The organism is Massilia cavernae (assembly GCF_003590855.1).
GTDB classification, from domain to species: Bacteria; Pseudomonadota; Gammaproteobacteria; order Burkholderiales; family Burkholderiaceae_D; genus Telluria_A; species Telluria_A cavernae.
Map to the genome: position 1 here is coordinate 1 of NZ_QYUP01000017.1, position 18,025 is coordinate 18,025.

15 protein-coding genes are annotated in these 18,025 nt (G+C 61.6%); 6 read left to right on the top strand and 9 right to left on the bottom strand.

From position 1 onward, the window contains the following. Nucleotides 1-451 precede the first annotated feature (451 nt). The 5 genes from D3872_RS02025 to D3872_RS02045 form a co-directional block, all read right to left on the bottom strand. Nucleotides 452-907 carry a MaoC family dehydratase gene (locus D3872_RS02025; protein WP_119809243.1) on the bottom strand — a complete coding sequence of 152 codons (456 nt, stop codon included), beginning with the start codon at nt 905-907 and terminating at the stop codon, nt 452-454. A 42-nt stretch (nt 908-949) separates the two neighbouring features. Further along, nucleotides 950-2,080, bottom strand: a complete 1,131-nt coding sequence (locus tag D3872_RS02030) for an acyl-CoA dehydrogenase family protein (RefSeq protein ID WP_119809244.1) — start codon at nt 2,078-2,080, stop codon at nt 950-952. Between the two features lie 14 nt (nt 2,081-2,094). Beyond that, a complete protein-coding gene (locus D3872_RS02035; protein WP_119809245.1) occupies nt 2,095-3,291 on the bottom strand; it encodes an acyl-CoA dehydrogenase family protein in 1,197 nt (398 codons plus the stop codon). Between the two features lie 14 nt (nt 3,292-3,305). After that, nucleotides 3,306-4,484 (bottom strand): lipid-transfer protein, encoded by a 1,179-nt coding sequence (locus tag D3872_RS02040; RefSeq protein ID WP_119809246.1) that lies wholly within the window; start codon nt 4,482-4,484, stop codon nt 3,306-3,308. Between the two features lie 203 nt (nt 4,485-4,687). Further along, the gene (locus D3872_RS02045) at nt 4,688-5,527 is read right to left on the bottom strand and encodes an enoyl-CoA hydratase/isomerase family protein (RefSeq protein WP_370660938.1); all 840 of its coding nucleotides are present in this window, start codon (nt 5,525-5,527) and stop codon (nt 4,688-4,690) included. Between the two features lie 210 nt (nt 5,528-5,737). Here D3872_RS02045 and D3872_RS02050 point away from each other — a divergent pair, with 210 nt between their 5' ends. Beyond that, nucleotides 5,738-7,291: an AMP-binding protein gene (locus D3872_RS02050; RefSeq protein ID WP_229459111.1), complete on the top strand. Its 1,554-nt coding sequence runs from the start codon at nt 5,738-5,740 to the stop codon at nt 7,289-7,291. A gap of 83 nt (nt 7,292-7,374) precedes the next feature. On the opposite strand, the gene D3872_RS02055 is transcribed toward D3872_RS02050, so the two are convergent. The 3 genes from D3872_RS02055 to D3872_RS02065 all read right to left on the bottom strand — a co-directional run bounded on the left by D3872_RS02055 (nt 7,375) and on the right by D3872_RS02065 (nt 10,816). Continuing rightward, the gene (locus tag D3872_RS02055; RefSeq protein ID WP_119809248.1) at nt 7,375-8,739 is read right to left on the bottom strand and encodes an MFS transporter; all 1,365 of its coding nucleotides are present in this window, start codon (nt 8,737-8,739) and stop codon (nt 7,375-7,377) included. Nucleotides 8,740-8,772: 33 nt separating this feature from the next. After that, entirely contained in the window at nt 8,773-9,906 is a 1,134-nt protein-coding gene (locus D3872_RS02060; RefSeq protein ID WP_229459112.1) for a formylglycine-generating enzyme family protein, read from the bottom strand. A 232-nt stretch (nt 9,907-10,138) separates the two neighbouring features. Beyond that, complete coding sequence (locus tag D3872_RS02065; protein WP_119809250.1) at nt 10,139-10,816, bottom strand: TetR/AcrR family transcriptional regulator; 678 nt, start codon at nt 10,814-10,816, stop codon at nt 10,139-10,141. Nucleotides 10,817-11,128: 312 nt separating this feature from the next. Here D3872_RS02065 and D3872_RS02070 point away from each other — a divergent pair, with 312 nt between their 5' ends. Genes D3872_RS02070 through D3872_RS02080 form a run of 3 tightly spaced genes read left to right on the top strand, consistent with a single transcriptional unit; the run spans nt 11,129 to nt 15,156 of the window. Further along, nucleotides 11,129-12,568: a hypothetical protein gene (locus tag D3872_RS02070; RefSeq protein ID WP_119809251.1), complete on the top strand. Its 1,440-nt coding sequence runs from the start codon at nt 11,129-11,131 to the stop codon at nt 12,566-12,568. 5 nt (nt 12,569-12,573) lie between these two features. Continuing rightward, entirely contained in the window at nt 12,574-14,037 is a 1,464-nt protein-coding gene (locus D3872_RS02075; protein ID WP_119809252.1) for an acyl-CoA reductase, read from the top strand. A 57-nt stretch (nt 14,038-14,094) separates the two neighbouring features. After that, nucleotides 14,095-15,156 (top strand): NAD(P)-dependent alcohol dehydrogenase, encoded by a 1,062-nt coding sequence (locus D3872_RS02080; RefSeq protein WP_119809253.1) that lies wholly within the window; start codon nt 14,095-14,097, stop codon nt 15,154-15,156. Between the two features lie 56 nt (nt 15,157-15,212). Here the strand turns inward: D3872_RS02080 and D3872_RS02085 are convergent, their stop codons facing one another. Further along, nucleotides 15,213-16,157, bottom strand: coding sequence for a helix-turn-helix domain-containing protein (locus tag D3872_RS02085; RefSeq protein WP_182915645.1), 945 nt, complete (start codon nt 16,155-16,157; stop codon nt 15,213-15,215). Between the two features lie 168 nt (nt 16,158-16,325). On the opposite strand from D3872_RS02085, the gene D3872_RS02090 reads away from it, so the two are divergent. Beyond that, nucleotides 16,326-17,807, top strand: a complete 1,482-nt coding sequence (locus D3872_RS02090; RefSeq protein WP_119809255.1) for a flavin monoamine oxidase family protein — start codon at nt 16,326-16,328, stop codon at nt 17,805-17,807. A 34-nt stretch (nt 17,808-17,841) separates the two neighbouring features. Then, nucleotides 17,842-18,025 (top strand): hypothetical protein (locus tag D3872_RS02095; RefSeq protein WP_220476861.1); only part of this gene is annotated, 184 nt, incomplete at its 3' end.

Sequence of the window (18,025 nt, forward strand, 5' to 3'; positions counted from 1 at the left end):
TGCGCTTGCCGAAGTTGTAGCGGATGGTATTGTCGAACCGTACCTGCAAGTCATCGTTGCCGGTCTTGATGTCGAATGCGTTTGCGCTGCCGCACAGGCCCGCGCAAGCGGTAGCCACGGCGGCAGCAAGCGCGGTGCGCCGAACTGCGCCGAATCGGGCTTGTTTGGGGTTGGTCATGGTTGAATCTCCTCAGTCTTTGGTATTTTTTAAATTTTTATCGGCGAGCGCATTGATGCGCCACCCTTCCCTCATGCACACTCTCAACTCCGCATTTCGCCTCCCCCCATCGTCATGCCCCTTCTGATTTCGTTGATTTGTTTATTGGGCTGGATGCGGATTGCGCTGGTGTCGATGCAAGCTTTGGCTGTGCACCTCTCGCAATACTCAAACCAAGGGTAAGCGAGCAAAACGGCTCGCCGCCCCTCCCTATGTGGCTAATGGGGGGGGCCATCAGGCAAACTGGCGCAGGATCGATTCGGCCACGCACACCGGCTTGGGCGCGCCTTCCAGCTCGATCGTCATTTCGAAAGTGGTTTGGGCGCCGTTGTTTTCGATCGGTTCGAACGACTGCAGCTTGAAATGCGCGCGCAGGCGGCTATTGACCGGCACCGGTTTCAGGAAGCGCACCTTGTTCAGCCCATAATTCACACCCATCTTGACGTTACGGATTTCGAAGGCATTCGGGAGAAAGTACGACAGCAGGGAAAGGGTCAGGAAGCCGTGCGCAATCGGCCCGCCGAACGGGCCTTTGGCAGCACGCTCGGGATCGACGTGGATCCATTGGTGGTCGCCGGTGGCGTCGGCAAAGGTGTTGATGCGGTCCTGGTCGATCGTGGTCCAGTTGCTGGTGCCGACAACTTCGCCTACGAGAGACTGCAGTTCGGCCAGGGTTTCGTAACTTTTCATGTGTTTATTCCAGATGGTTTGCTAATAAAACTGTGCAAGACCTCATGCACGAAGTTCCGCTTGCAGCGCCGCGGCACACGCCGCTTCGTGGCGATCGCTGCTACCCAGCAGCAGGTCAGCCACAATCGCGCGCTTGAAGTAGTGGCCGATGACGTACTCCTCGGTCATGCCGATGCCGCCGTGTAGCTGGATGCCCTGTCCGCAGACGAACTTCGCTGCGCGGCAGATCAGCATCTTGGCTTTCGACAGTGTCTTTTGCCGGTTCGCTGCGTCGTCGTTTTCCACCGATGCCAGCGCTACATGCAGCATCGAACGCGCCACTTCCATTTCGGCGGCCATGTCGGCCATGCGGTGCTGCAGCGCCTGGAAGCTACCGATAGCCACCCCGAACTGCTGGCGTGTCTTCAGGTATTCGGCTGTGATGCCTATGGTGTTTTCCATCGTTCCGATGAGTTCGGCACAGAGCGCGACGATCCCCTGCGCCAGTCCAGCGTTCAATGCCGCCAGGCCACCGGCCAGCACGCTATCGCCGTCGACTTGCACGCAGTCGAAGTCGAGTTCCTCGACCCAGCTTCCATCGTGCAGCGGCAAGGCCTGCCGTTCCAGGCCGGTGCTGCCGGCGTCGACCAGGAGCAGCGTGATGTCTGTCGCGCCTGCCACTTGTGCCGACACGATGAAGGCATCCGCGCCGACCGCGCCCAGCACCAGCGACTTGCGCCCTTGCAGCACATAGCCGTCGCCCTGCTTCTCCGCGCGGAGCGATACCGGGCCCGGCATGCCGCGCGACGCAGGTTCGCTGTAGGCCAGGGCGATACGCTTCGAACCATCTGCCAGTTGCGGCAGCAAGCGCGCTTTTTGCGCTTCCGTGCCGCCAGCGGCCAGTGTCTGCGCTGCCAGCACCGCGCAGCCGAGATAGGGGTCCAGCACCAGGCCGCGGCCAAGTTCCTGCGCGATGATCGCGGAGTCGATCAGGTTGCCGCCCAAGCCGCCGTATTCTTCGGGCAAAGCGGCCATCAGCCAGCCGTTCTCGGCGAAGCTGCCCCAAGTGGCGTTGCTGCCGCCCTTGCCTTCCTTCACGAGCGCGCAACGCGTTTCGAAGCTGTATGCCTTGTCGATGTAGCGGCGTACGCTGTCCTGCAACAGCTGCTGTTCCGAATTCAGGTTGAAATCCATTCTGTACCCTGCTATCAAAGTTGGAACTGCATCTTGGCGATGATGCCGCGCTGAACCTCGCTGGTGCCGCCATAAATGGTCGACGCACGGCGCAGGAACATGTCGTTGGCGATGCCACGTGCCAGGTCCTGCAGCGGGTACGCCTGGCCAGGCGCCGGTTCGTGCGGGTGCGGATAGCAGACGGCGCCGTGGTCGCCCAGTGCTTCGATCTGGGCTTCGGTGATCCGTTGCTGCAGTTCGGTCGCGCGAACCTTCAGCATCGAGCCCAGGACGTGCGACGCGGGATTGTGTTCCTGGTCCAGCTTGGCCACGCGCTGCACCAGCATCCCGATCGCATGCAATTCAGCGTCCAGGCGCGCGAGCTTCAAGGCAAACTCCGGACGCTCGATCAGCCGCTCGCCACCCACGCTCAGCGTGGTCGCGAACAGGCGCAGCTCGCGCATATAGCGATTGAGCTCCGGCAGGTCGGCGGTGGTCGCATGTTCATTGTTGAGCAGGAACTTGGTGATGCCCCACCCTGCTCCATCGGTGCCGATCAGGTTCTTCACCGGCACGCGCACGTTGTCGAAGAAGGTTTCGTTCAGGTGATGGGCATCGTCGATCGAGCGGATCGGACGCACGGTGATGCCTGGCGACTTCATGTCCACCAACAGGAAACTGATGCCGGCCTGCTTCTTCACGTCCGGCTTGGTGCGCACCAGCAGGAAGATCCAGTCGGCATGATGCGCATAGCTGGTCCAGGTCTTTTGCCCGTTGACGACATAATGATCGCCATCCAGCACGGCCCGCGTGCGCAGCGAGGCAAGGTCGGAGCCGGCGCCCGGTTCCGAGAACCCCTGGCACCACAGGCGCTCGCCACTGAAGATGGCCGGCAGATGCTCGGCCTTCTGTTCGGGCGTGGCGAATGCGTTGAGCACCGGACCGAGCATTTTCTGGACGAAGCCGTCCTGTGTCGGCGTGCCGGCAGCGGTGCATTCGTCATCGAAGACCAGGATCTGCGTTACCGACCATCCTGTGCCGCCATGCTCCTTCGCCCAGTACGGTGCGCCCCACCCCTGCGCAGCCAGGATCTTTTGCCAGCGCATGATCTGCTCGCGCGGCGAGCGCGTGCAGCGCTGCAGCCCTTTCAGGTCGGCCGGCACCTTCGTTCGAAGAAACTGCCGGACTTCCTGGCGAAACGATTCCGGCCCCTGATCGGGTTGAAAATCCATTTACCTATCCCCGCTCAGGTACGATACATCGTGACAACCGCCGCACCGCCGATACCGACGTTGTGCTGCAAGGCGATGCGCGGACCTTCAACCTGGCGCTTGTCGGCCTGGCCGCGCAGCTGCTGCACGAGTTCCGTACACTGGGCGAGACCAGTGGCGCCGATCGGATGGCCCTTCGACAGCAGGCCACCGGACGGGTTGACCACATATTTGCCGCCATAGGTGTTGTCGCCGTCGTCGATGAACTTCGCCGCGCCACCTTCCGGGCACAGGCCGAGTGCTTCATAGGTCAGCAGCTCGTTCTGCGCGAAGCAGTCGTGCAGCTCGACCACATCGACGTCGTCGGCGCCGATGCCGGCTTGCTCGTACACCTTGTTGGCTGCGGCGCGCGACATGCCGAAGCCGGCCAGGTGGCGCAGGTCGCCGGAATTGAACGTTTCGGGACCATCGGTGGTCAGCGCCTGGCCGGCGATCCAGACGCGGGAATCGAGGCCATGCTTTTTCGCATAGGCTTCGCTGCACAGCACGACCGCAGCCGCACCGCAGGTCGGCGGGCACGCCATCAGGCGCGTCATCACGCCCGGCCACATGACTTTATCGGCCATGACTTCTTCGGTCGTGACGACATTGCGGAACACGGCAAACGGATTGTTGACGGCATGGCGGCTGGCTTTGGCGCGGATCTTGGCGAACGATTCAAGCGGCGTGCCAAAGCGCTTCATGTGCTCCTGGGCTGCTACGCCGAACAAACGCAGCGCCGGCGCCACCTCCTCGGGAACCACGCTGGCGCACTGCTGCTGGAATGGTCCGAGCGGGGATGGCCGGTCGGTGTACATATCGCCCAGCGCGCCCGGATTCATTTGTTCGAAGCCGAATGCCAGCGCGACATCCACCATGCCGCTGGCAATCGCCTGATTCGCCAGGAAGAGCGCCGAGGAGCCGCTGGCGCAGTTATTGTGGACGTTAATGACGGGGATGCCGGTCATACCGACGTCGTACAGCACGCGCTGGCCGGCGGTCGAATCGCCGAAGATGTAGCTGGCGTAGGCTTGCTGGATCGACTCATAGCCGACCCCGGCGTCCGCCAGCGCCAGGCGTACCGCCTGCGCGCCCATGACCGGATAAGTGTCGCTTTGGCCCGGTTTCTTGAATGGAATCATGCCGACACCGGCAACGACGACTTTTTGCGACATAGCTTTTTCCTTTGGTTGTAGAAGACTTACTGGCGAAAACGACTGTTGATCTTTCTTGCTGAACATCGTGTTCCGATAAACGGCTCGGGATTCCAGGAATCAACGATATTCGCGTATTGGCTGGAGCCGCACCTCCCCTATAGGGAGGAGTGCACCGAAAGCCTCCCGAATCCTGGATGAAAGCAACTGGATACCCGGCTCAATCAAAACAGGCGGTCGGCGCCGGGGTAATGCGGCGCCTCTTTCGAGAGGAAGAGGTTCAGGGACTCGGCGTGATAGCTGCTTCCTGCGCACAGCCCCTGGAATGCCGCTTCCAGTTGAGTCAGCGCATGCCGGTCGGTTTCGAACGAACGGTTCAGGATGCCCTTGGCCATGCCCAGGACATGCGTCGGCGCATGGTCGAAGCGTTGCGCAAACTCGATGGCGGTCTCGCGCAAGCGCTCGGCCGGGACCACGGCCTGGACCAGTCCCATCGCCAGTGCCTCCTCCGCCCCAATTTCACGGGCGGAAAAAACGATTTCCTTGGCGCGCGGCAGACCAACCAGCCTCGGCAGGATGTACAGCAGCGTCAAGTCGGGAACGAAGCCCATGCGCGGGAAGCTCGACACAAGCCGCGCACCTTCGGACGCGATGACGAAATCCGCGGCCAGGGCGAGCGACAGTCCGGCACCAAGCGCATAACCATCAACGGCGGCGATGACCGGCTTTTCGAGGTCCATCAGTTCCGAATGCCAGCGATGGGCGTCGAGCAGCAATTCACGCACGGAGAATGACTTTTCGTCATCGTCCCCCTCATTGCTTTTCAGGTCCGCGCCTGAACAAAAGTGGCCGCCGGCGCCTGTCAGCACGACCGAACGCACCGAGCGATCTTGCCGTGCGGTTTTGATGGCCGCGGCCAGCGCATCCTTGGTTGGCTCATCGAGCGCATTCCTTCTTTGCGGCCGATTCAGCGTGATGACCGCCGTCTTGCCGACTTTGTCGAATACGACCGGGCTGTCACTCATGTCCATCTCTCCTTGTGATTTTTCCTTCTGACAGTCCATGGTAGGCATGCACGCATGGTGCTCACACCTCCCTTTTTGAAAGGGGGAGCCGTCCGAACAAGATGGAAGCACAGCGGGGAGCCGGGCCGTGCCGCAGCCCTCTCCTTGCGGGAGGGGACGCAGGCGAAAGGACATTTCTAGACTGGCCAGGACAGCCACCGAACCAGAGAAACCACGGAGACCACGATGAAAATGAACTTCGCCCGAGTCATGGGCCAGGCTGCGCTTTGCTATGCCAATCAGGATGCCCTCGTGAATATCGAGCGCGATCGGAGATACAGCTTCCGCGAACTGCACCTTCTGACCAATCGCATTGTCAACATGATGCGCACGCGCCTGGATTTGCGTCGTGGCGATGTCTCGCTTTGCATTCTTGAGAATGACAATCTTTCGTTGCTGCACGCATGGACGGCCTTCAAGGGCGATGCCGCGGTGGCCCATACGAATTTCCGAGACTCGTTCGATGAACACCGCTGGCAAGTCGAATTCATCCGCCCGAAGGTCGTTTTCATCGAGACTGCGCTGTTGGAACGCTATGGCGGCATGCTGCGCCAGTGCGGCACCACCGTCGTCTGCATGGATCCCTTGCCGGCCGCGCACCAAGGCGCACTGTACTTCTGGGACTTGCTGGAAGGCGTATCCGACGCGGATCCCGGCATCGAGTCGGACACGCAGGCCGACATCCTGATCTATCGCTTTACGGGCGGCACCACCGGCAAGAGCAAATGCGCGCAGTACACCATCGACAACTGGCTTGCGGCACGCGATTCGATGTACGCGGACAGCGAGCAGAGCGCCGCACTGAACGACAAGACACGCTACCTGCACATCGCGCCCATCAGCCACGGCTCCGGCCTGTCCTTGCTGCCCACGCTGTTTCGGGGTGGCTGCACTGCCACCCAGAACGCGGCCGACCTCAAGGCCTGGTGCCGCAACGTGGCGGCGGAACAGATCACCACCGGCCTGATGGTGCCCACACTCGTGAACTGGTTGCTGGACCTGCCGGAAGCGTCCCAGAACGACTTGTCCAGCTTGAAGACCCTCTATTACGGCGCTGCGCCGATGAGCCCGGCCAAGCTCAAACAGGCGCAGGAACGCTTCGGCAACATCTTCTTCCAGCTCTACGGCTCGACCGAGTGCGCGCAGGCCGTGTGCACGCTGACCAAGACCGATCACCTGACCGCGGTGGAAACCGGCCGCCTCGCATCCGCCGGACGTCCCGCTATCGGCATCGAAATGAAGATCGTCGACGATGCGGGCAACGAAGTTCCGATCGGCGCTACCGGCGAGATTTGGCTGCGTGGCCGCGGGACCATTTCGGGCTATTACAAGAATCCGGAAGGCACGGCGTCCGAGTTCGCCGATGGCTTCTGGAAGTCAGGCGACCTCGGCTATCTCGACGAAGCAGGCTATCTCTTCATCGTCGACCGCAAGAAGGACATGATCATCACCGGCGGCTTCAATGTTTACGCTATCGAAGTGGAGGCGGCTCTCAACGCCCATCCCGCAGTGTCCATGTCGGCAGTCGTGGGTGTGCCCGACGACAAATGGGGCGAAGCAGTGCACGCCGAAGTCGTGTTGAAGTTCGGCGCGTCGGTCGATACCGAATCCCTGGTCGAGCATGCCAAGGAGCGTCTTGGGCGCTTCAAGGCACCCAAGACCGTGAAGATCGTTGAAACGCTGCCGGTCAGCGCCGTCGGGAAGGTCCTGCGCCGGCAGGTGCGTGAAAAATACTGGTCGGACCAGACGCGGCGCGTGTCGTAGGTCACTCTCGCCTTGGACAACCCCAGGAAGGCGGGCACGCCCGCCCTCCCCTGCACAGTTTGACCATCCTCTGTATCCGAAATCTACGCCGATTCCGACTGCACGGCACTGACTGAGGCGGAGGCGCGACTTGCCGCTGCCCGTTTCATTAACAAGGCAGCTGCCGCGGCCAGCACAACGCACATCATGATGGTAAACACCGTGCTGAAGCTAAAATTTTCCTTCAACATCGTGGCGCCGGCGATCGGACCAACGATGCCGCCGAACCGGCCTATGCCCTGCATCCACGAGATGCCAGTCGAGCGGCCGCTGGTTGGGTAGAACGCAGCAGCAAGAAAGGCCATCGAGCCTATGGCGCCGCTGATGCCGATACCTGCAATGAAGATGCATGCAGCCAGCAAAGCAAGGTTGCCCGCCTGATGCCCGGCAATCCAGATTCCCAACCCGCCCAGTGCAAACGCTGCGGCGATGACGAGATCCCTGTCGAAACGTCCCATCAGCCAACCGAGCCCGAACGTGCCGATGATGCCGCCGGCTGCCAGCAGGGTGGTTGCGAGCGTTGCCTGCTGCAAGGTCGCGCCCGTACCCTGGATCAGGGTCGGCAACCATCCCAGCATGAGGTAGTAGACCGTGGCGGCACAGAAGTAGGCAGTCCACAGCATCAAGGTGCCGCTCCTGAAACGCTTCGACAGCACCACCGATACACCGGTCTGCTGCTGCGCCTGCGGTTCTTCCGAGAGCACGAAGCGCGTATCGTCAAACGATTTGCCAGGTGCGATGCGCCGCAGTACGGCGGCGATGCGATCCGACGGCCAGCTGCGTAGTACCATGAAGCGCAGCGGCTGAGGCGTGGCGAATAGCATGACGACACCAAGCACGATCGGGAAAACCCCGCCGATGATGAAAACGCTTTCCCAGCCGTAGGCCGGAACCAGCGCCGCCGAAATCAATCCGCAGGCCGTCGCGCCGACCAGGGCGCCGCAACCTATCGCGTTAACCAGAAGCGCATTCATGCGCGCCGGCGCGTATTCGAACATCAGCGTCGCCGCGCCCGGCAACGCCGCGCCCAGGCCGATTCCAGTCAATAGACGCCATATGCCAAGCGAGGTGAGCGAGTCGGCAGTCATGGTGCCGATACTGCACAAGCCAAACGTGAACATCGAGCAAACGATCACCGTTTTCGGACTGATGCGATCGAACAGAGGTCCCGCTATCAATGCGCCGATCGCCAACCCGAATACCGCCGCGCTCATCACCAGACCGAACTCCGCTTTCGATACATTCCACGCTTGCGCAAGGACCGGCACAACGAAACCGACTGCCACGGCGTCGTAGACGTCAATCGCGACGAGCAGGAAGCAGCATATGAGGATGCACCATTGATACGGCGTGAAGCGTTGTTCATCGATGAACTGTTGCACGTTGAGCGTGCGGGATGTGTTCGGCATTGTGTCTCCTTTTTATGGAACTGTTTGAAATCCTTATCGCGTGCCGCGGATTGCATCCTTCACCAGCCGGAATCCAAGGTGCGACATGCTGTTGTACGGATCTGTCCCGCGCCGTGCGCTGGGACGGTAACTGAGGCAGTAATCCTCATTGCACAGGAAGGAGCCGCCGCGCGTTACCCGGCGCGGCGCGTATTCCGGCACACCGGGTTCGCCCGGATCCCAGGAGTCCGATGGCCCTGCCGGGTTGTCGAGTGTTTTGCCGATACGCGCGTCGCGCTGGAATTGATCGGCGCGATACCAGTCGGCCACCCATTGCCAGGCGTTGCCCGTCATGTCGTACAAACCATAACCATTGGCCGGGAAGGTACCGGCCGGACTGGTGCCGAGTGCACCGCCGGCCTTCGCACTGACGGCTGGAGACGCTTGTTCCCGCTCCCGTTGCCATACATTGGCCATCTGCCTGCCCCCTGGCGCGAACTGGTCGCCCCAGGCATAGGTCGCCTGCTCCAGTCCGCCGCGCGCGGCATATTCCCATTCGGCCTCGGTCGGCAGGCGCTTGCCGACCCACTTGGCGTAGGCCTGTGCATCCTCAAAGGACACCTGCACCACGGGATGTTCATCCTTGCCGTCGATGGAGCTGCCCGGGCCGTTCGGATGGCGCCAGTTCGCCCCTGGCTCGAAGCGCCACCATTGCGAATAGTCCCGCAAGGAGGCCGGCCGCGCGGTGCCGACGAACACCATGGCGCCGGGCACCAATGTGCTGTCCGGCGGTTTCGGCGTGTCCGGCGGCAGTTGGACTTTCAAGGTTTTCCACTCCGGCGCTTTCTCTGCAGTGGTGACATAGCCGGTAGCGTCGACGAATGTGCGGAACTCGGCATTGGTGACATGGTGCCGGTCCATCCAGAAGCCGTGCACGCGCACCTTGTGCGCGGGCCGCTCGTTGGCCTGCGCCAGCTGGTGGTCGCTGCCCATCAGGAAGCCGCCGGCAGGAATGAAGACCATGCCGGCATGGATGCCGTCGCCCTGCACGATCACAGGAGGATGCGCGGGTGCGGATTCGGCGTCCCGATCGAGGAAGGCAAGTCCTCCCGCGCCTGCGCCGCATGCCAGCAGCGCCACCAACGCGGCGTGCCGGAAGCGCGAGGCTTGCTGAGCATGAGGACGCATTCCTGCTGTCATTGGCAATGGCTTTTGCCTGCGTTGATGGCGCTCCATCGTTCTCCTTCGCATGACGCGCGTTCACGAAGACTGTAGCGACAGGCCGCAGAAAGGTCCCCCCCCTTTTATGGGTGGGCAGATGCTTCCGGCGCCATTCCGGGATTGTCAGTTGGTCATGATGCTGCTGGGTGCGATATCGGCGCGGCGTCTTCACGAGCGCCACGGGAGAGAGGACTGGCGCTTACTCGGGAGTCGTCAGAAGCGCATGCAGCATGCGGGCGAGCAGGCGCGGTGTGTCCGGCTCGCCCAGGTATTCCGGCTTCATCAAGCCCATCGCACGCGGCAGCGCCAGAATGGTCTGGTAGACCAGGAACCGAGCCTTTTCACCGTCGCGCATCAGGATCTCGTCGGGAAAACGCTTCATCAAGGCGTTTGTCGCCACGGACGGCCAGGTGAATTCCGGCTTGACGAGATCGAGGCGGACCAGTTCCTCGTAGTAGGAAGAGCGGGTGAAGAATCCCCGGTCGACCTGTGACCACTGATGCAGCAGCGCAATGCCGATCTGCAAGGTCAACAGGACGCCATCGAACAGCTTTGCCGAGGGCGGCAGTGCCTCGATCTCTTCCACCAGCCGACGGCGCGCTTGCCCACGGTAGTCCTCGAAAATCGCGGCGATCAGCGCTTCCATGGTCGGGAAGTATTCGTAGATGGAGCTGACTGCCACGCCGGAACGCAGCGACAGGCGATCCAGCGACAAGGCGTCGCGCCCCTCCTTCTCCAGGATGTCCCAGCCTGCTTTCTTGAGGGCATCCACCATCACGACCGAACGCTCCTGGCGCGGGCGCTTGCGCGGCCTGGCTGGCAGTTCGATCCGCAGGATGTCGTCGCCTGCAGTTTTATTTCGGCCGGGCTTGGTCATAAGTCTTTATGCATGAGTACAAGCCGACAGGATAACCGTAGACGGATCGAAAAAGCTGCCTGCCTACGTGCAATGGTGAAAATCAAACACAGAGAAGAGCGTGGAAATCCTCATCGCCAACCCGAATTTTCCCTTCTTATTCAGGCACTTGGTGCTCTAGATCCGAATTCCGAATCCGGAGAGTAATTTGCGCTTTCGCTCTCTATACTGATCTCGCAGAAACACGTTGCCGCTACGACGGCAGCGTTGCCCTCGTCCATGCCGGCGCCAATGATCGCCGGAATATTCACCACTTCGATTAGTGAGTTACTCATGCCCCTTGTGGAACTGTCGATCGAGAAGAACGCCGAACTGCTTCTGAATAACCCGGTAGCGCTGGCCGACTATCACCACCAGACCTGGCAACACCTGTCCCGCGCCGAGCTTGATGCGATCAAGCTGGAAGCTTTGAAACAGCGCTTTGCCACTTTACGCGACCGAATTCCGGTGCTGAAGAAGCTCGCCGACGGCGAAGGCATCGACAAGATCGAAGAGTTCGACGATGCCGTGCCGCTCTTGTTCGAGCATACCGTATTCAAGTCGTATCCGCCGTCGCTGCTCGAAAAGAAGAGTTTCGCCCAGATCAACAAGTGGATAGGCAAGCTGGTGACGCCGGAATACGCCGAAGCCATCGCCGCGGCTGACGTCAGCGGCTGCAAGGGCCTGGACGAATGGTTCGACACCATGGACAAGGCGGTACCGCAGGTGCGCATCTGCCATACCTCGGGCACCTCCGGCACCCTGTCCTTCCTGCCCAACAGCGTGCGCGAATGGGAAAAGGCATGCGACGTGCGCAAGCTGTTTGTGTGGAAGTTGGAGGGCCCGGATACGCCGCAGCCGGACCTGCATACCGTCTACCCGTATTACCGCAAGGGCTATCTCTCCCACGTGCGCGCCAATGAATTCATGATCAAGGCGCTGTTGCCCGACGAAGCGAATTTCCATCCCGCCTACCCGGCGACACTGTCTTCCGACGTGCTGCACCTGGGGGCGAAATTGCGCGCAGCGCATGCCAAGGGCACGCTGGACCGCCTGGAAATCAGCCCGGAGATGATCGAAAAGAAGAAGGCATTCGACAAGCTGCAGGCCGAGATGCCCAAGCACCTGGCTGCGTTTTTCGAAGAAACGGCCACCAAGCTCAAGGGCAAGCGCGTGTATATCGGCGCGACCTGGAACCTGCTGCACGGCATGGCCAAGGCGGGCCTCGAACGCGGCCTGGAAGGCGTCTTCCATCCCGACTCCTACATCACCACCACCGGCGGCGCCAAGGGCGTGGTGCAGCCGGAGGGCTGGCGCGAGGAAGTGATGCGCTTTGCCGGCGTCGACACACTCAACGAGACCTACGCGATGTCGGAACTGGTGAGCGGTTCGAACCCGCGCTGTGAACACGGCAGCTTCCATTTCACGCCGACTGTGATTCCGTTCCTGCTCGACCCGGAAACGAGCAAGCCGCTGCCGCGCACAGGCCGCCAAACCGGCCGCGCCGCTTTCTACGACCTGGGCGCCGACATCCACTGGGGCGGCTTCATCACCGGCGACGAAATCACCATCGAGTGGGACGTGCCCTGCTCGTGCGGCCGTCCGAGCGCCTATGTGACTGGCACCATCCAGCGCTACAGCGAAAAGAACGGCGGCGACGACAAGATCACCTGCGCCGCGACCGAGAATTCGCACCGCGAGGCAATGGACTTTTTGAACAATATCGAGGGCTAAATACCATGACACAACCAATTGCGCCGATGATCATCCGCGGCAAAGTCATTACCGACAACCTGATCGAAGTTGGCGGCCGCGGCGGCGACATCTCGTTCCTGACGCCGGATGCGCACAAGTACATCAACGAGATCCCGCTGGGCAATCCGGCCAAGCTGGCCGACCTGTACAAGCTTACCTTCGACGACATCCTCGACTATGCGGTCGAACTGGGCAAACACCTGGACTTCAGCACGAACAAGTACCTGCAGGAAGCCTGCGAGCTGTCCTACCTGACCGCACCGACCACGCCGACCATCGTCAAGGCTTCCTACATGGGCCTGCCAAGGTTGCTGTCGCGCGAGTTCATCACAGAGATGGCGGAAAAGACGGTCGGCATCAAGTACCTGGAAGGCTGGGTCAAGGAAAAGCTTCTCGACGGCACCGAACTCGAAGTGCGCTGCTTCGGCGCGCGCACCCTGCACATCGTGGCCGGCAATGCCGTCTCCCTGTCGCTGTGGACCATCATCCGCAACATGGTGCTGCGCAGCGACGCCATCATCAAGGCGCCGTCCAACGATCCATTCACGGCGCTGGCGATTGCCCGCACCATGATCGACATGGCGCCGGACCATCCGATCACCAGGCACCTTACCGTGGCCTACTGGAAGGGTGGCGACCAGGCGTTCGAACAGCGCCTGTACCAGCCGCAGAACCTGGAAAAGATCGTGGCCTGGGGCGGTTTCGCGGCGATGAAGCATGTCACCCAGTACATCCAGCCCGGCCTGGAGCTGATCTCGCTCGACCCGAAGCGCAGCGCTTCCATCATCGGCAAGGACACCTTCGACAGCGAAGCGAGCATGCGCGAAGCCGCGGTGCGCCTGGCCGCCGATATCGGCGCGATCAACCAGAAGGGTTGCGTGTGCGCGCGCGTGATCTACGTGCAGAGCGGCACCGAAGAGGAAGGCCTCGAAAAGCTGAACACCTTCGGCCGCTACGTCTACGACGCCATGATGACCCTGCCGAATGTCCTGTCCACCAAGCCCAAGCGCTATGAACAGAAACTCAAGGCCGAAGTGGACGCACTGCGCCTGGACGACGAATGGTACAAGGTGATCGGCGGCAAGGATGGCGAAGGCGCGATTATCTGCTCGCAGATTCCCGAGGCGGTCTCCTTCTCGGCCAGCCTGGACGACCGCACCGCCAACCTGGTACCGGTCGATTCGCTCGCCGAGATGTTGGCTGCGGTGGACGCCTATACCCAAACCGTGGGCGTCTACCCGGAGAGCGTCAAGGATGAACTAAAAGACGTCCTGCCCTTGTACGGCGCGCAACGCATCGTGTCGCTGGGTTACGCGGGGGCCATGAAATTTGCGGCGCCGCAGGACTCCATCGAGCCGATGCGCCGCATGGGCAAATGGATCTCCAACCAGATCGACTCACCGGAAACCACGGCGGCGCCCTGGCTGCGGGCCTCGATTGACATCTGATCGCAGGGTGCGCCTCCCGCATCATTTCATCAATACCATTTTCAAAAAGGATCAGACATGACCATCTGTACAGCATACGGCGCTTGCGAAGCGCATGCCGACCTCACGCCGCTGCACATCCAGCGCCGAACACTGCGTCCCGATGATGTCGCCATCGCCATCGCCTACTGCGGCGTGTGCCACTCCGACGCACACCAGGTTCACAACGACTGGGGTAACACCGCCTACCCCTGCGTGCCCGGCCATGAAATCGTCGGCCACGTCACCGCCGTCGGCCCCGACGTGACGAAATACAAGCTCGGAGACCGGGTCGCAGTCGGCTGCCTGGTCGATAGCTGCCAGCACTGCGCACCCTGCGACGAAGGCGAGGAACAGAATTGCCTGAAGGGGGCGACCGCCACCTATAACGGCAAGGACCGCCACACCGGCGAGAACACCCTGGGCGGTTATTCGGAAAGTATCGTGGTGCGCGAAAAGTTCGTGCTGCGTGTGCCGGCCGCGCTTGACCCACGTTGTACCGGCCCGCTCTTATGCGCCGGCATCACGGTATGGATGCCGATGCGCAAGCATGGAGTGCGTGAAGGTTCCAAAGTGGCGATCGTGGGCCTGGGCGGCCTGGGTCACATGGGTGTGAAGCTGGCTGTCGCACTGGGCGCCGAAGTCACCGTGATCACCACCTCCCCCGGCAAGGCCAACGATGCCCGCGCGCTGGGCGCGCACCACGTGCTGTTATCGACCGATCCCAAGGCGATGATGGCCTCCGCCAACGCGTTCGACTTCATCCTCGACACCATCCCCACCAAACACAATGTCAACCCCTACCTGATGCTGCTGGGCCGCAATGGCGTGCTGGTGCTGATCGGCGCGATCGAGCCACTGGAACCGATCCACGGCGGCCTCTTGATGCGCAACAATCGTTCCATTGCCGGTTCGCTGATTGGCGGCATTCAAGATACGCAGGAACTGCTGGACTTCTGCGCCGAGCACAATGTTTTGCCCAACTGCGAGATGGTCGATATCCGTGATATCAACACGGCGTTCAAACGCATGCAGGCCAACGATGTGAAGTACCGCTTCGTGATCGACATGGCATCGCTACGGGAAGCCGTGCCTGCCTGATAAGGCCGGCCGTCCGGCATCCTTCGCCGGACGGTCTTTTTTCTGTGGCTTCACTTTCAGTGTCCTGCGCCAAAGCGTAAGGTTTGCGATGGCAGTTCGCAGAAAAACTGCCGGTAGTCGTTTGAAAAACTCCCCAGATGAAAGAAACCCCAACGTGCCGCCGCTTCGCCGATTGTCATTTGAGAAGCAGGGACAGAGCGCAGGAGACGCCTCACGCCGCCCAAGCGTATCTTGCGCAGGTAGGAAGATGGTGACATACCCATGACGCGCGTGAAACTCGTTTGAAGCGTGCGCCTGCACACGCGAAGTTCCGTACACACGTCGAGCACCGAGGGCGGATACTCGGGGTTGCCCAGTACCAGGTCCTGGCTGCGCTTTACAATGTCGTTGTAGGTCTGGCGCGTCAGGTTGGGACGCCCAGCCACTTCCGCTTCCTGGAGGGCGCAGAAGATCCCATCGAGCAGCTGCTTGCGCAGTACGGCGCGCACCTCCTCGCGGTCGAGGTGCTCGACATGATTTTTCAATTCATCGAAGCCAGAACGCAATACCGAAAATGCATGACTGTCGTGCATGAACCTGATGTGCCGGCTTGCGCTTCGCGTCGCTGGGAATCCCAAAGGTTCAACAAGCCGATCGAACTCCACGGCCGGCATGGTGAAGCCGGCCACCTCCATGTCTGCGGCGACGCGGTACATCCAATCGCCCCCGCCTCGCTTGAGCCCGGAATGCATGCGGCCGCCGTGGGTTCGGTCGCTCGCGCCCGAAGCGAGGGCAGGAACGGTCCATGCCAACGCAACGGCGCTCGGTAAAACAGCGCCGCACTGGACGATGTCGCAATTGGCGCGCTCGTTGAAAGCATGGATACCGTCGAGCTCGATTTGCCGCAGGGTGCTGTGGAAACGTCCCTTCTCGATCTGAAAATAGTTCTGAACGAGATTGGCGAGACTGCGTCCATGCTCATTCGCATCAGAAAAAAACTGAACTGAATAGTGACTTTTCACTTCTGCATCTCGTTTAGGACTCGGCATGCTTCCATGCGAAGACGGATTAAGGAACATCGAGGGAAGTCTACACATCACTGAACGACTTGCCAAATTCTGATAAGGAATTTTCCGCGCCTGCCCTATGCTCGTTCCATCGTCCATGGTGGACAGGAACAAGGAACCGACATGAAGGACCAGGACCAGAACGATAGCAATATGCTAGCGAACATCGGCAGGCGCGGCTTCATGCGCCGTGCCGGCGTCGGCGCTGGTGCGGTGGCGGCCGGCAGCGCCCTCGGCACCGCGGCTGCCGCGACACCGGCAAGCGGATCGAAGCACGCGGCCAAAACCAGGGGCGTCGACTACGACGTGATCGTGCTTGGCGGCGGCTTCGCCGGCGTCACGGCGGCGCGCGACAGCAGCAAGAACGGCTACAAGACACTGCTGTTGGAAGCGCGCGACCGTCTGGGCGGACGCACCTGGACGAAGGAGTTCTCCGGACACAAGGTCGAGATGGGCGGTACCTGGATCCATTGGACGCAGCCGTTCGTGTGGGCCGAGGTGCAGCGCTACAAGCTCGACGTGGTCGAGACCCCCAAGGGCCGTGTCGCGCCGGGCGTCGAGATCAGGATTCTGGTCGAAGGCCGCTGCGAGATCCTGGACAAGCCCGAACAGATCGGTCCGGTAATCGGGGTCGTGAACAAGTACTTCGCCGACGCGCGCCGGTACTGGGAGCGTCCGTACGACGCGTCGTTCCGCTGGAACGAGCTGCTCAAGGGCGACAAGCTGAGCGCGTTGAATGCGATACAGGACATGAGCTTGACGCCGGTTCAGCGCGTGGCGCTCGAAGCATATGCCGCGGGCCTGTCGCACGGGCCTCTCGACCAGGTATCCCACCTGGAGGTGAACCGCTGGTGGGCGCTGCCGGGCGGCAGCATGACAGCGCTGCACGACTCCTGCGGCCGCTACACGTTCAAGGAAGGCACAATCAGCCTGATCCGCAAGATGGTCGAGGACGGCAAGGTCGAGGCGCGCCTGTCCACGCCGGTCACGGCGGTGGACGACAAGGGTGATCACGTCGTCGTCACCACCGCGGGCGGGCAGCGCCTGACGGCCGCCGCCGTGATCGTCGGCCTGCCGATGAACGTGGTTCACAGGGTGCAGTTCACGCCGGCCCTGGATCCGTTGGTAGCCGAGGCAGGCCGCGAACGGCACGCGGGTACGGGCATCAAGCTGCTGATCCGGGTGAAGGGCCGCTTGTCCCAGACGCACGTCACGGCATTGGCGCCCCCCACCCACCCGTTCTCGTTCGTGACGACCTACGTGATGGCGGAAGACCACACCATCCTGGTGATGTTCGGCCCCGACCCCAAACGCATCGACTACAGTGACACAGCGGCCGTGCAGCAGGCGCTGCGCGACTTCTTCCCGGATGTGGTCGTCGAGGCGCTAGACCATCATTCCTGGACCGACGACCAGTACGCCCGAGGCACGTGGTGCAACTACAAGCCGGGCTGGTTCGCGAAGTACCACGACCGATTCCAGAAGGATCGCGGCCGCGTGGTCTTCGGCCAGGGCGACCACGGCGAAGGTTGGCGCGGCTTCATCGATGGTGCGATCGGTGCCGGCATGGGCGCGGCCAATCGCGTCAAGACCAAGCTCGGCTGATGTCCGGCTACATGCATTTTTTGAGGAGCAAGCAATGAACGACAGGCAGGCAAAGCAGGCATCCGCCGGCGCTGCGCTGGCGAAGCTGATCCCGGTGGCACTGCTCGCAACCAGCGCGCTCACCGCAGTGTCTGTTTCTGCGGCGGCATCAGCTCAGGCGCCGCAAAAGCCCAACATCCTGTTCATCCTGGTGGACAACCTCGGCTACGGCGAACTGG

Excerpts from the sequence above, each read along its gene's own strand:
- D3872_RS02025 (WP_119809243.1), bottom strand. The coding sequence starts at position 907 with ATGAAAAGTTACGAAACCCTGGCCGAACTGCAGTCTCTCGTAGGCGAA.
- D3872_RS02030 (WP_119809244.1), bottom strand. The coding sequence starts at position 2,080 with ATGGATTTCAACCTGAATTCGGAACAGCAGCTGTTGCAGGACAGCGTA.
- D3872_RS02035 (WP_119809245.1), bottom strand. The coding sequence starts at position 3,291 with ATGGATTTTCAACCCGATCAGGGGCCGGAATCGTTTCGCCAGGAAGTC.
- D3872_RS02040 (WP_119809246.1), bottom strand. The coding sequence starts at position 4,484 with ATGTCGCAAAAAGTCGTCGTTGCCGGTGTCGGCATGATTCCATTCAAG.
- D3872_RS02045 (WP_370660938.1), bottom strand. The coding sequence starts at position 5,527 with ATGGACTGTCAGAAGGAAAAATCACAAGGAGAGATGGACATGAGTGAC.
- D3872_RS02050 (WP_229459111.1), top strand. The coding sequence starts at position 5,738 with ATGGGCCAGGCTGCGCTTTGCTATGCCAATCAGGATGCCCTCGTGAAT.
- D3872_RS02055 (WP_119809248.1), bottom strand. The coding sequence starts at position 8,739 with ATGCCGAACACATCCCGCACGCTCAACGTGCAACAGTTCATCGATGAA.
- D3872_RS02060 (WP_229459112.1), bottom strand. The coding sequence starts at position 9,906 with ATGCGTCCTCATGCTCAGCAAGCCTCGCGCTTCCGGCACGCCGCGTTG.
- D3872_RS02065 (WP_119809250.1), bottom strand. The coding sequence starts at position 10,816 with ATGACCAAGCCCGGCCGAAATAAAACTGCAGGCGACGACATCCTGCGG.
- D3872_RS02070 (WP_119809251.1), top strand. The coding sequence starts at position 11,129 with ATGCCCCTTGTGGAACTGTCGATCGAGAAGAACGCCGAACTGCTTCTG.
- D3872_RS02075 (WP_119809252.1), top strand. The coding sequence starts at position 12,574 with ATGACACAACCAATTGCGCCGATGATCATCCGCGGCAAAGTCATTACC.
- D3872_RS02080 (WP_119809253.1), top strand. The coding sequence starts at position 14,095 with ATGACCATCTGTACAGCATACGGCGCTTGCGAAGCGCATGCCGACCTC.
- D3872_RS02090 (WP_119809255.1), top strand. The coding sequence starts at position 16,326 with ATGAAGGACCAGGACCAGAACGATAGCAATATGCTAGCGAACATCGGC.